This is a genomic window from Citrobacter sp. XT1-2-2 (assembly GCF_023516235.1).
GTDB lineage: Bacteria > Pseudomonadota > Gammaproteobacteria > Enterobacterales > Enterobacteriaceae > Citrobacter > Citrobacter werkmanii.
Genome location: NZ_CP097324.1, coordinates 1,759,189 through 1,772,345, shown reverse-complemented (window position 1 = coordinate 1,772,345; position 13,157 = coordinate 1,759,189). Strand labels below are relative to the sequence as shown.

General features: G+C 53.4%; 14 protein-coding genes. 8 read left to right on the top strand and 6 right to left on the bottom strand.

Features of this window, described 5'->3' with window-relative positions:
• Positions 1 to 21: 21 nt before the first annotated feature.
• From M4I31_RS08310 to M4I31_RS08290, 5 genes are read right to left on the bottom strand one after another with little or no spacing between them, the layout of a single operon-like run.
• The gene (locus M4I31_RS08310; protein WP_085047880.1) at positions 22 to 1,215 is read right to left on the bottom strand and encodes a 3-hydroxybenzoate 6-monooxygenase; all 1,194 of its coding nucleotides are present in this window, start codon (positions 1,213 to 1,215) and stop codon (positions 22 to 24) included.
• A gap of 14 nt (positions 1,216 to 1,229) precedes the next feature.
• The gene (maiA, locus tag M4I31_RS08305) at positions 1,230 to 1,874 is read right to left on the bottom strand and encodes a maleylacetoacetate isomerase (protein WP_085047879.1); all 645 of its coding nucleotides are present in this window, start codon (positions 1,872 to 1,874) and stop codon (positions 1,230 to 1,232) included.
• Between the two features lie 8 nt (positions 1,875 to 1,882).
• Entirely contained in the window at positions 1,883 to 2,584 is a 702-nt protein-coding gene (locus M4I31_RS08300) for a fumarylacetoacetate hydrolase family protein (protein WP_038641969.1), read from the bottom strand.
• A 15-nt stretch (positions 2,585 to 2,599) separates the two neighbouring features.
• Positions 2,600 to 3,637: a gentisate 1,2-dioxygenase gene (gene gtdA / locus M4I31_RS08295; RefSeq protein WP_085047878.1), complete on the bottom strand. Its 1,038-nt coding sequence runs from the start codon at positions 3,635 to 3,637 to the stop codon at positions 2,600 to 2,602.
• Between the two features lie 11 nt (positions 3,638 to 3,648).
• Positions 3,649 to 5,007, bottom strand: coding sequence for an aromatic acid/H+ symport family MFS transporter (locus tag M4I31_RS08290; protein WP_085047877.1), 1,359 nt, complete (start codon positions 5,005 to 5,007; stop codon positions 3,649 to 3,651).
• Positions 5,008 to 5,133: 126 nt separating this feature from the next.
• Here M4I31_RS08290 and M4I31_RS08285 point away from each other — a divergent pair, with 126 nt between their 5' ends.
• The 8 genes from M4I31_RS08285 to preA all read left to right on the top strand — a co-directional run bounded on the left by M4I31_RS08285 (position 5,134) and on the right by preA (position 12,089).
• The gene (locus M4I31_RS08285) at positions 5,134 to 6,042 is read left to right on the top strand and encodes a LysR substrate-binding domain-containing protein (protein WP_085047876.1); all 909 of its coding nucleotides are present in this window, start codon (positions 5,134 to 5,136) and stop codon (positions 6,040 to 6,042) included.
• Positions 6,043 to 6,164: 122 nt separating this feature from the next.
• Entirely contained in the window at positions 6,165 to 6,563 is a 399-nt protein-coding gene (locus M4I31_RS08280; protein ID WP_038641975.1) for a CidA/LrgA family protein, read from the top strand.
• Positions 6,560 to 7,255 carry a CidB/LrgB family autolysis modulator gene (locus tag M4I31_RS08275; RefSeq protein WP_038641977.1) on the top strand — a complete coding sequence of 232 codons (696 nt, stop codon included), beginning with the start codon at positions 6,560 to 6,562 and terminating at the stop codon, positions 7,253 to 7,255. Before M4I31_RS08280 ends, M4I31_RS08275 begins: the two co-directional genes overlap by 4 nt.
• 148 nt (positions 7,256 to 7,403) lie before the next feature.
• On the top strand, positions 7,404 to 8,288 hold the full coding sequence (gene cdd / locus M4I31_RS08270) for a cytidine deaminase (protein WP_038641979.1): 885 nt from the start codon (positions 7,404 to 7,406) through the stop codon (positions 8,286 to 8,288).
• 135 nt (positions 8,289 to 8,423) lie between these two features.
• On the top strand, positions 8,424 to 9,143 hold the full coding sequence (sanA, locus tag M4I31_RS08265) for an outer membrane permeability protein SanA (RefSeq protein ID WP_038641981.1): 720 nt from the start codon (positions 8,424 to 8,426) through the stop codon (positions 9,141 to 9,143).
• 2 nt (positions 9,144 to 9,145) lie between these two features.
• Entirely contained in the window at positions 9,146 to 9,385 is a 240-nt protein-coding gene (locus tag M4I31_RS08260) for a DUF2542 family protein (RefSeq protein ID WP_038641982.1), read from the top strand.
• A gap of 233 nt (positions 9,386 to 9,618) precedes the next feature.
• Positions 9,619 to 10,860, top strand: coding sequence for an NAD(P)-dependent oxidoreductase (locus M4I31_RS08255; protein WP_085047875.1), 1,242 nt, complete (start codon positions 9,619 to 9,621; stop codon positions 10,858 to 10,860).
• The gene (gene preA / locus M4I31_RS08250; RefSeq protein WP_085047874.1) at positions 10,854 to 12,089 is read left to right on the top strand and encodes an NAD-dependent dihydropyrimidine dehydrogenase subunit PreA; all 1,236 of its coding nucleotides are present in this window, start codon (positions 10,854 to 10,856) and stop codon (positions 12,087 to 12,089) included. Before M4I31_RS08255 ends, preA begins: the two co-directional genes overlap by 7 nt.
• 57 nt (positions 12,090 to 12,146) lie before the next feature.
• Here the strand turns inward: preA and mglC are convergent, their stop codons facing one another.
• Entirely contained in the window at positions 12,147 to 13,157 is a 1,011-nt protein-coding gene (mglC, locus tag M4I31_RS08245; protein WP_003027393.1) for a galactose/methyl galactoside ABC transporter permease MglC, read from the bottom strand.

Sequence of the window (13,157 nt, the reverse complement as noted above, 5' to 3'; positions counted from 1 at the left end):
CGTTCGGGAGATTAAAGAGGCTCAGCGCGGCAACAGACAGTTATCTTCTTTCCAGCCGTACAGCCACTCCATACCGCGATAAAACTCCGCCTGTGATTTACCTTTCCACAGCAGATTACGCACCTGGCGCTCGACGCCCGCGGCGTGATAAACGCGGCCCATTTCGCGCGTCGACCAGACAATCCGCGCCGTACGCGGAATGCGCACCGACTCATACAGGGCAAAGGCATCAGCCGCATCGCCGTCACACTGCTGTAACGCCTTACCAAGCGTGACGGCATCCTCCAACGCCATACAGGCTCCCTGCGCCATATATTGCGCCACCGGGTGCGCGGCATCACCCACCAGCGTAATGCGGTCGGTACCCCATTTCTCGACCGGCTCGCGGTCAGCGGTGGACCAGCGCCGCCATGATGTCGGTTTATCCAGCATCTGGCGCGGACGTGGATGAATACCGGCAAAATAGGAGAGCACCTCCTCTTTACTGCCATCCTTCACGCCCCACTCTTCCTGCTGACGACTATGAAAGGTCACCACCAGATTGTATTGTTTGCCGCCGCGCAGCGGATAGTGCACCAGGTGACAGTGCGGTCCGGCCCACAGCACCGGCGCGTTAATGCGCAAATCTTCCGGCATATCATCGCAATCAATCACAGCGCGGTAGACCACGTGCCCGGTCACGCGTGGCGCATCGCCAATCAGAGACTGACGGACAACCGACTTCACACCGTCACAGCCGACCAAAATATCTGCCGTCCAGCTGTTGCCATGCTCGTCAAATACCGTCACGTCATTCTCGGTCTGGCGAATATCAACCACGTTAGTTGAAGTGCGATACTCAACGTTGGGATGAACCAGCGCCGCTTCCCACACAGAAGCATGAATATCCACCCGATGGATAACCGCATAAGGACCGCCAAAGTGATCGCGGAACGCCTGTCCGGTTTCAATACGCACGACTTCCTGCGCATTTACCGCATCCATCATGGTGATATGATCGGTAAAAACGGCGCGCTGGCGGGCAACCTCTCCCACGCCAAGGCTGTCGAGAGCAGAGAACGCGTTTGGCCCGAGCTGAATGCCCGCGCCGATTTCGCCAATCTCATGCGCTTTCTCCAGCAACATCACTTTGATTCCCTGACGGGCCAGCGATAACGCGGTCGCCGCGCCGCCAATCCCACCACCCACGATAATTGCGCGTGTCACTTTAGCCATTGTCGTTCTCCTTATCAGGCCGGAATTTTATCTTGTTGATTCTCGGGCGCGGCGGCGATAAACGCCGGAAGCTGGGTACAGGCATCATAGACCGCCTTACAGCGTGGATATGCGCTCAAATCGCAGCCCATACGTAGCGCGTTCGCCCATTGCGGGATCAGGCAGCAATCCGCCAGCGTCGGCGCATCACCCACGCAGAACGCCCCCGAATGACTCTGGCGCAGCATCTGTTCCACTGCGCTTAACCCTTGCTGGATCCAGTGCGCATACCAGCGTTTTTTATCCTCTTCACTGATCTTTAATTCGTCGCTCAGGTAGCGCAGTACCCGCAGATTATTCACGGGGTGGATATCACAAGCGATGGCATAAACAATTTCCAGCACCCGACTGCGCATCGGGAAGTCAGCAGGCAGCAGCGGCGACTGCGGAAAGTGGCCATCCAGCCAGTCGATTATCGCCAGCGATTGTCCAAGCGATTCTCCGTCGTCGGTCACCAGCGTCGGCACCAGCCCCACCGGATTCATCCGCCGGTAGGCCAGCTCGTTCTGCTGACCGATGCGAATGTTGACGCCCACCGTCTGGTAATCGAGCCCTTTCAGCGCCAGCGCAATACGCACGCGATATGACGCGGAGCTATTAAAGAAACTGTACAGCTTCATCATCCACCTCAGACAATCTTCACGGCGATGGGGGTTAAACCGTCTACGTTGCCGGTGATCACATCCCCTTTCACTACCGCCCCCACGCCTTCCGGCGTACCGGTGTAGATCAGATCGCCCGGCTGCAGTTCGAAAAATCCGGACAGATAGCTGATGGTTTCATTCACAGACCAGATAAGGTGACGAATATCGCTCCGCTGATGATCGTCGCCGTTAACCTGCAGCCAGATAGGCGCATTGTTAACATCAGCGATTTCACTGGCTTTATGCAGCGGCGCGATGGGCGCAGAGAGATCAAACGCTTTGCCGATTTCCCACGGACGCCCCATCTGGCGCATCTCCATCTGCCTGTCACGACGGGTCATATCCAGACCGGTGGCATAGCCCCAGATATATTCGTGCGCTTTTTCCAGCGGTATATCGCTGCCCTTTTTACCAATCGCCACCACCAGTTCTATCTCGTAGTGATAGTTATCGGTCTGCGACGGGTACGGCAGTTCAAGGGTTTGACCAGCCGCCACCGGAACCACCGCGTCGGCCGGTTTACAGAAGAAGAACGGCGGTTCGCGATCCGGGTCAAAGCCCATTTCACGCGCATGTGCAGCATAGTTGCGCCCCACACAGTAAACGCGGCGCACGGGAAATTGTTCATCACTACCAACCACAGGAACGGTAACAGGCGCTTGTGGTTCGAATACGTATTGCGTCATTTTCTCTCTCCCAAATTAATAGCGTGCTTCACGGAACAACCCCAGCGCTTCCTGAACCGGTCTGTCCGAAAAACTGAATAAGACGGCATCTTCGCTGGCCTGGAACGACACACCGTGCCAGGTCGGCACCACGAAGATATCTTTTGGCGAAAAGTTGAAGGTTTCGTTGCCGATGGTGACCCGCCCGCTTCCTTCCACCACATGGTAGATAGTGCTGTCAGTGGTACGCGCCATCCGTGAAGAAAAGTCCTTCGGCAACAATTGCAGGAAGGTCCCCATTGACGGCATGGGATAACCGCCGGTTACCGGGTTCACGTAGCGCATCTTGTAACCATCCCACTCGTCGGCTTCGCCCATGCGGGTCAGGCCATGCAGTGCTTCACGGCTACGATCGTAGCGATAGTTGAAAATGGGCGATGAGTTACCCTTCTGATGACGCAGCGGCAACATGTTGGCCGCATAGCGCGGTAAATAATCCCCTTCCTTGCGCGTGACCGGCTGCTGATCTTCCGGGTAGTCTTCCGCAAAGCCGCAGCCCAGCAGATTCACCAGCGGCAGATCCAGACCGTCCAGCCACACTACCGGTTCGCTGCCTGGGTTGCCGTGATCGTGCCAGCGCCATTGCGGCGTCAGAATAAAATCGCCTTCATGCATCTGGGTGCGCTCGCCATCGACGGCGGTAAATGCCCCTTTCCCTTCGACAATAAAGCGCAGCGCAGACTGATTATGGCGGTGGCTCGGCGCAACCTCGCCCGGCATAATCAACTGTAATCCCGCGTACAGCGTCGGGGTGATGGAAGACTGTCCGCGCAGCATTGGGTTTTCCAGCACCAGCACGCGGCGAATCGCCTCTTTCGCGCCAATCAGATCGCCACTTTCCAGGAGTAGCGGACGGATCTCCTGATAGTTCCAGTACGCAGGCGCGCAATTCGCGTTCGGCGTTGACGGCACCAGACGGTGCAACGACTCCCACAGCGGGGTCAGATTCTGCCCGGAAATATGCTGGTAAAACTGCTGACGGCTGTTCTTAACATCCTGATTCAGTTCAGACATAGGGATTCTCCTTATTCATTCACGATGCCTGCGCGTGGCAAGGCGTCAGGGACAGAGGCCGACTGGCGAACAACAACCGTCAGCAGCGTAAGCATCACCGCGCTGATGGCCGCCGGAACGGCAATAATGAAAAACAGGTTATCGAATGAGAAATTCATCGCCATCATCACGCCGCCGGAAAGCGAACCGACAATCGCGCCGCAGCGGCCAATGGCATTAGACCAGCTGACGCCCGTCGCCCGGCTTTGCGTCGGATAAAGGGTGGCGGTTAACGCATTGAGACCCACCTGAGAACCGCTAATCCCGATGCCGGTGCCAAAAATCGCCAACGCCATCAGCCACAGGCCGTTTTCGCTCAGGCCAATCATGACGATACATGCCGCCCCCAGCGCATAGCTCACCGCCAGCACGCGGAAAGGATTGTATTTATCCATCAGTACGCCCAGCGCCAGCGCGCCTAACGTACCGCCAATCTGGAAGGCCGCAGTCACCCAGGAGGCATGTTGCAGGTCGATTCCTCGATGGTTAAGCAGCGTTGGCATCCAACTGGAGAGCAGATAAATAATCAGCAGGCTCATAAAGAACACCACCCATAACATCAGGGTAATGGGCAACTGTCGCCCGACGAACAGCTGGCGGATACTGCCTTTGGCAATCGCTGACCCTTCGTTGAGATAAAAATGGGTATCGTCATAACGTTCCCGGGTAATAGCGCTGACAGTTCTGGCAATCACGTTTTGCGGTAGCTGGCGACGAACCTGCCAGCGCGGGGATTCCGGTAGCGCAAACAGCAGGGCGACAAACAGCATGAGCGGCAAAACGCCTCCCAGCACCAGAATACCGTGCCAACCAACAACCGGCACCAGTTGAGCGCTGACGATGCCGCCCATAGCCGATCCGAGAGTGAAGCCGCAGAACATCATGGTGACCAATGCGCCACGCCGACGGGCAGGCAGGTATTCCGACGTCATGGTGATGGTATTAGGCATCGCGCCGCCCAGACCTAACCCGGTAAGGAAACGCAAAATAACCAGCGTTTGCAGATCGGGCGAAAAAGCAGAGATCAGACTCAGCGCGCCAAACAGCGCCACGCAAAGCTCAATCACCCGTTTACGGCCAAAACGATCGGACAGCGGGCCGCAGAGCAACGCGCCAGCAGTTAGCCCCAGCAGTCCTGCACCAAAAAGCGGCGCCAGATCCCCGGCAGTCAATTGCCAGTGAGTGCGTATATCGGGTGCGATAAAACCAATCGCCGCGGTATCAAAACCGTCGAGCATGACGACCAGAAAACAGCAAATAATCACGCGCCACTGCGTCTTACCGACGGGGGCGGAATCTATTAGTGCTTGTAGATCACGTTGTTGAGTCATAGTGAATGCCTCAGTGCAGGTAGAGTAGATGTCTGTTTTGTTTTAGGTATGTTGCGACTTTGTATGTTTGGAGATGAAATGTACAATGGCTTTTCATGCAGAGGCATAACCTGGAGGTTATAGCAAATGGCTAACTGGGCACAGAAACTGAAGTTGCACCACCTGCAAACGCTGGTCGCGCTAGGGGAACAGGGAAATTTGACTCACGTCGCCCGAATGATGAATATCACCCAGCCTGCCTTGTCCAAATGGTTATCACAGCTCGAAGATGAGATTGGCATCACGCTCTTTGAACGACATAGCAAAGGCTTACGCCCCTCCGAAGGCGGCAAGCTGTTGCTGCAACATGCTCAACGCCTGATCAATGATATGGAGCGTTCGCAGTATGAAATTGCCCGTTTCAAACAAGGCGGTCTGGTAGGAAGTCTGAAGATTGGCTGCTCGCCGGTGGCGACCGACTGCGTTTCACAGGCAATACTGGGCTTGCTTACGGAGCTACCCACTCTGCATCTCAATATTGAAGAGAAAGTGATGACCCCGTTACTGCACGATCTGCTGGCGGGTTCAGTGGATGTCGTCGTCGGTCGCGTTGGCGGCCGGGCGCTTCAGCTGCCGCTTAATTACCAGGTGCTCTATACCGAGCCGGTCTGTTTTGTCGCCCGCCCCGATCATCCGCTGGCAAAATATCCCCTGCTCACCTGGAACGATCTGGCTAACTGGCGCTGGATTGTCTGGCCGACAGGCACCCCCATTCGGATTAGCATTGACAACGCGCTGGTCGATAATGGCGTAATGCTGCCGGAAAACACCATTGAATCAGCGTCGATAAACGTCAGCACCAACCTGCTGCAAAGTAGCGACATGGTTTCTATTCTTTCTCTGCGTCTGGCACAGCGTTACGCCGCCCAGGGACAACTGGCTATCCTGAATCTGCCGAAGATTGAACAAAAAGGCAGCGTAGGCGTATTCTGGCGCAACAATGAAACGCCTACCACAGCCCTGAGTCGTTTTTTGTATTACCTGGCGCAGGTTTAGCGCGATCATATGCGCAATGTTCCAGACGTCTATTTCCTCTATGCTTAGAATTCATGATGTGATCGGTAGCACGTTTTGAAGTTTAATTGTATGATGAATCAGTCTCGTCAAGGGTTTCAATTATGAGCAAATCACTGAACATTATCTGGCAATATTTGCGCGCATTCGTCCTGATCTATGCCTGCCTCTATGCAGGTATTTTTATCGCTTCGCTGCTGCCGATCACGATTCCGGGCAGCATCATTGGCATGCTGATTCTGTTTGTCTTACTGGCATTGCAGGTATTACCGGCAAAATGGGTTAATCCCGGCTGTTATGTCCTGATTCGCTATATGGCCCTGTTATTTGTCCCGATTGGCGTGGGGATCATGCAGTACTTTGATTTGCTCCGCGCACAATTTGGCCCTGTGGTGGTGTCATGCACCATCAGTACGCTGGTTGTTTTCCTCGTGGTGAGCTGGAGCTCGCATCTTGTACACGGTGAACGCAAAATTGTTGGCCAAAAAGGTTCGAAAGAATGATGACATATATCTGGTGGTCGTTGCCCCTTACTCTCGCGGTGTTCTTTGGCGCACGTAAGCTGGCAGCACGCTTTAAAATGCCGCTGCTGAATCCGCTGCTGGTCGCGATGGTGGTGATTATTCCCATTCTGATGCTGACCGGAATTCCCTACGATCACTATTTCAAAGGCAGCGAGGTGCTGAACGATTTACTGCAACCTGCCGTGGTCGCGCTGGCCTATCCGTTATACGAACAGCTGCACCAAATTCGCGCGCGCTGGAAATCGATAATCGCTATCTGTTTTGCGGGGAGCGTCGTGGCGATGGTTACCGGCACAACAATCGCCCTGTTGATGGGCGCCTCACCGGAAATTGCCGCGTCAATCATGCCGAAATCGGTCACCACACCTATCGCGATGGCGGTGGGAGGAAGTATTGGTGGTATTCCGGCCATCAGCGCGGTGTGCGTCATTTTCGTCGGCATTCTCGGGGCGGTATTTGGTCATACTTTACTGAATGCTATGCGCATTCGCACGAAGGCCGCGCGAGGACTGGCAATGGGTACCGCTTCGCACGCCCTGGGAACCGCGCGTTGCGCAGAACTGGATTATCAGGAAGGCGCGTTTAGCTCTCTGGCGCTGGTCATTTGCGGCATTATCACCTCGTTGGTCGCCCCGTTTCTGTTCCCGGTTATTCTGGCAGTGGTCGGCTAACCTTCACTTTTTGGTTATTTATTTGCGATGCGTTGCACATTTTTCATTTAAGTTTCATAAGTTGCACACACAATGAGATTTGGATCACATATAAAGCCGTAACAGGCCCGTAAACTACGATTCCATTACATTGTTATGAGGCATCGCCATGCATCCACGTTTTCAAACTGCTTTTGCCCAACTCGCGGATAACTTGCAATCAGCCCTGGCCCCTGTTCTGGCGGATACGCATTTCCCCGCCATGCTGACTGCTGAGCAGGTCTCTTTGCTGAAACGCGAATCGGGACTGGACGAAGACGCGCTGGCATTCGCTCTGCTGCCGCTGGCTGCGGCCTGCGCACGTACCCCGCTTTCCAACTTCAACGTGGGCGCGATCTCTCGCGGCATTAGCGGCACCTGGTACTTCGGTGGCAACATGGAGTTCCTGGGCGCAACAATGCAGCAAACCGTTCATGCCGAGCAAAGCGCCATCAGCCACGCCTGGCTGCGCGGTGAAAAAGGCCTCGCCGCCATCACCGTTAACTACACCCCTTGCGGCCACTGCCGCCAGTTTATGAACGAACTGAACAGCGGGTTGGATTTACGCATTCATCTGCCTGGGCGCGAACCACACGCACTGCGCGACTATCTCCCGGACGCGTTCGGGCCAAAAGATCTCGACATCAAAACGCTACTGATGGACGACCAGGATCACGGCTTCGCGCTGCAGGGCGACGCCCTGACCCAGGCGGCAATTACCGCCGCCAACAGATGCCATATGCCATACAGCAAATCGCCAAGCGGCGTGGCGCTCGAGTGTAAAGACGGGCGAATTTTCAGTGGCAGCTATGCTGAAAACGCCGCCTTTAACCCCACTCTCCCACCGCTGCAAGGCGCGTTAAACCTGTTGAGTCTGAACGGTTACGACTATCCGGACATTCAACGCGCGGTGCTGGCAGAAAAAGCCGATGCGCCGTTAATCCAGTGGGATGCGACCTCCGCCACCCTGCACGCGCTGGGCTGCAACAATATTGAGCGCGTGCTGCTCAGTTAAATCATAAAGCCCGGTGGCGCTGCGCTAACCGGGTAACAGTGACTAAAATCCCCTCAATCAGACTGCTGTTTCTTGCGCTACGTCTTCCGGTACAGTAGCCTGATTGAAATTCCACCCAAATAACGAGTTTTCTGCATGTTAAAGCGCGTGTTTTACAGCCTGTTAGTCCTGTCAGGCCTGCTGCTGTTGACTGTGCTTGGACTCGACAGATGGATGAGCTGGAAGACTGCCCCCTATATCTACGACGAATTACAGGATTTACCCTACCGCCAGGTCGGTGTGGTCCTGGGTACGGCAAAATACTATCGAACCGGCGTTATCAACCAGTATTACCGCTACCGTATTCAGGGCGCATTGAACGCCTATAACAGCGGGAAGGTAAACTATCTGTTGCTGAGCGGCGACAACGCGCAGCAAAGCTATAATGAACCCATGACGATGCGTAAGGATCTGATTGCCGCAGGGGTCGATCCGGCTGACATTGTGCTTGATTACGCCGGGTTCCGTACGCTCGACTCCATCGTGCGTACCCGTAAGGTATTCGATACCAACGATTTCATCATTATTACTCAGCGATTCCACTGTGAACGCGCCTTGTTTATTGCGCTGCATATGGGCATTCAGGCCCAGTGCTATGCGGTGCCTTCACCAAAAGATATGCTTACCGTGCGGGTACGCGAATTCGGCGCGCGTTTTGGCGCACTCGCCGATCTCTATATTTTTAAACGTGAACCCCGTTTTTTAGGCCCACTGGTACCCATCCCTACCATGCATCAGGTACCCGACGATGCGCAGGGGTATCCGGCGGTTACGCCTGAACAATTACTCGAATTACAAAAGAAACAAGGAAAATAAGCATGGATGTACAAACCCTCTTCGTCGTGTTGGCCTTTCTGCTCATTCCTGTGTTTTGTTTCCGTGAGGCCTGGAAAGGCTGGCGCACCGGGGCCGTAGATAAAATTAAGAAGAATACGCGCGAACCGGTATACGCTTATCGCCATCAAGAGCCCCTGCAATTTTGGTCCTATGTGTTGGTTTATGCCGGATGCGGATGTTTATCCTTCGGTATGGTTATTTACTTAATTTTCTATCGATAAAGATATTATTTTTATATTAGCGTTTGAGAATAGCTAATATTATGATAACGGTTACCATTTCAAAGTAAGGGATTAATGCTGCCCGCCAGCATTTCCCGCCAACACTCTTCTATTTGTGAATCCTTTCACAGAATACTCTTCCTGCAGTGCTTAGCCTTAAGAATAGCCTTTCGATTTTTATATTTTGTTATTAACGGTTTGCCTTAATTTACTCACGCATTAAGGAAGAAAATATGCCACAACAAAATTATCTGGATGAGCTCACGCCTGCTTTTACGCCATTATTAGCCATAAAAGAGGCTTCCCGCTGTTTATTATGTCACGATGCCCCCTGTAGCCAGGATTGTCCGGCGCAAACTGACCCGGGAAAATTTATTCGCTCCATTTATTTTCGTAATTTTAAGGGTGCAGCCGAAACTATTCGTGAAAATAATGCACTTGGGGCAGTATGCGCCCGGGTATGCCCAACCGAAAAGTTATGCCAACGCGGGTGTACACGCTCAGGCATTGATAAGCCGATTGATATTGCACGTCTGCAACGCTTTATTACCGACTTTGAGCAGCAGACCGCAATGAAAATTTACCAACCCGCCACAAAAACACGGGGCAAGATCGCCATCATTGGCGCAGGCCCGGCAGGATTACAAGCCAGCGTAACGCTAAGCAATCTGGGCTATGACGTCACTATCTATGAAAAGCAGGCCCAACCTGGCGGCTGGTTACGCTATGGCATTCCAGAGTTTCGTCTGCCGCATGCTGTTTTAGATAACGAAATTGCTCGTATCGTTGAAATGGGCGTAACAATCAAATGCAATTGTGAAGTCGGCACTGCCCTTTCCATTGAGCAACTCAAAACAGAATACCGCGCCGTACTGGTTACCGTAGGGATGTCTTACGGTTCAACGTTACCGCTGTTTGAGAAGGCCAATCACGTTGAAATTGCCGTCGATTTTCTGCAACGAGCCCGGCAAACCAGCGGCGATATTACCGTCGCGCAAAGCGCATTGATCATCGGCGGCGGCGATGTCGCGATGGATGTCGCCAGCACGTTGAAACTGCTGGGCTGTCCGTCAGTTACCTGTGTCGCCCGTGAAGAACTGGCCGATTTCCCAGCCAGCGATAAAGAGTTCAGCAGCACACAAGCGTTAGGGGTATCGATTATTGACGGTTTCACGCCTGTGGCGGTTAGCGGAAACCGGGTTACTTTTAAACACGTACGCCTGCCGGGAGAACTGACGCTTGAAGCCGAACATATTATTCTCGCCGTTGGTCAACATGCTCAACTTGAAAATTTCGCCGCGTTAAAACCACAGCGCAATCTTATCGACACGCATCATTATCAAACTGCCGATCCCGCTTTGTTTGCCGCGGGCGATATTGTAAAAGGCGATAAAACGGTGGTTTACGCCGTGAAAACCGGAAAAGAAGCCGCTCAGGCCATTCATCACTACTTAGAGGGAGCTTGCTCATGTTAACGAAAGATCTTTCTATTACTTTTTGCGGCGTCAAATTCCCCAACCCGTTCTGCCTCTCTTCTTCTCCGGTGGGCAACTGCTATGACATGTGCGCCAAAGCCTATGACACCGGCTGGGGCGGTATTGTTTTTAAAACCATTGGTTTCTTTATTGCGAATGAAGTCTCTCCACGCTTTGACCATCTGACCAAAGAAGATACCGGCTTTGTTGGCTTCAAAAATATGGAGCAAATTGCCGAGCACCCGCTGGAGGAAAATCTGGCCGCTATTCGCCGGCTGAAACAGGACTACCCGGATAAAGTTCTGATTGCATCGATCATGGGGGAAAATGAACAGCAGTGGCAGGAGCTGGCACGGCTGGTCGAAGAGGCGGGTGCAGACATGATCGAATGCAACTTCTCTTGCCCGCAAATGACCTCACATGCCATGGGTAGCGATGTTGGGCAAAGCCCTGAGCTGGTCGAAAAATATTGTCGGGCAGTTAAACGCGGTTCTTCCCTGCCGATGCTGGCTAAAATGACACCGAATATCGGTGATATGTGTGAGGTTGCGCTGGCGGCAAAACGCGGTGGCGCCGACGGTATCGCAACCATCAATACGGTTAAATCCATTACCAATATCGATCTGAACCGGAAAATTGGGATGCCGGTCGTCAACGGTAAATCCAGTATTTCCGGCTACTCCGGCAAGGCCGTTAAACCTATCGCCCTGCGATTTATTCAGCAACTGCGCATGCACCCTGAACTGCGCGATTTCCCGATTAGCGGCATCGGGGGTATAGAAAACTGGGAAGATGCCGCCGAGTTTTTACTGTTAGGCGCGGCCACGCTGCAGGTGACCACCGGGATAATGCAGTATGGTTATCGGATTGTGGAGGACATGACCAGCGGGCTGTCACATTACCTCGCCGATCAAGGATTTGACTCACTGGAGGAGATGGTGGGCCTTGCCAATGCCAATATCATCCCCGCTGAAGATCTTGACCGTAGCTACATCGTCTACCCAAACATCCATCTCGATAAATGCGTGGGCTGTGGTCGCTGCTACATTTCCTGTTATGACGGCGGGCATCAGGCGATGGAATGGAATGAGGAAACCCGAACCCCACACTGCGACACGGAAAAATGTGTGGGATGCTTGCTGTGCGGCCACGTTTGCCCGGTCGCCTGTATCGACCTGGGTGAAGTAAAATTTAAACCCGGAGAGAAAGAGCACGCGTTAACATTATAACGCGGACAAAAAAGGCCGGTGCAGATTGCGCTGCACCGGCCTTTTGGCGTTTTATCGTTACTTCTTACGCGCGTACTTCAGGGAGTCCAGCGCCACCGCGAAGATGATGATGCCGCCCTTAATAATGTACTGCCAGTATGGGTTAACGCCGATGTAAGTCAGCCCGTAGTTGATGACGGTAAAGATAATCACACCGGTCACCACGCCGAAGACGGTCCCTACCCCACCGCTAAACGAGACGCCGCCAACCACGCACGCCGCAATCGCATCCAGCTCATACATAAAACCGAGGTTGTTGGTCGCCGAGCCGATACGTCCTGCTTCCAGCAAACCACCGAAGGCATAGAACACACCAGACAACGCATAGATAATCAGCAGGTTCAGCGCGACGTTCACGCCAGACACTTTCGCCGCCTCTGGGTTACCGCCGATAGCAAAAATGTTTTTACCGAAGCGGGTCTTGTTCCACAGCACCCACACAAAGGCCACGGCAATCAGCGCATAGAAGGTGATATAAGAGAGTCGGAAGCTGCCCAGCGCGATAAAGCCCTGCGCAAAGGTAGAGAATCCGCTGTCAAAGCCAGAAATTGGCGATGCGCCGACAAAATCGTAGTACAGGGAGTTGATCCCGTAGACGATGATCATCGTACCCAAGGTGGTAATAAACGGCGTCACGTTCAGATACGCGATGATGATACCGTTCACCAGACCGATAATCGCGCCGATGACGCAGACAATCAGCACCACCACGATAATCGGCATCGTCGCCATTTCCGGGAATACCTTGTTGGCGTTCTCCATCGATTGCAATAAGGTTGCCGCCACCACTGCCGCCAGACCAACCTGACGCCCTGCCGACAGGTCTGTCCCTTGCGTCACAATCAGTCCGGCAACACCCAATGCGATAATAATACGCACTGAGGATTGCGTCAGAATATTACTCAGGTTGAGTAAACTTAAGAAAGTGGGATCCTGGAAAATAATAATTGCCAGCAAAACCAAAAGAACAACGTATATTCCGCCTTCTTTCAGATAAGTAAGAAAACTTTTCTTATTTAACGCACTCAT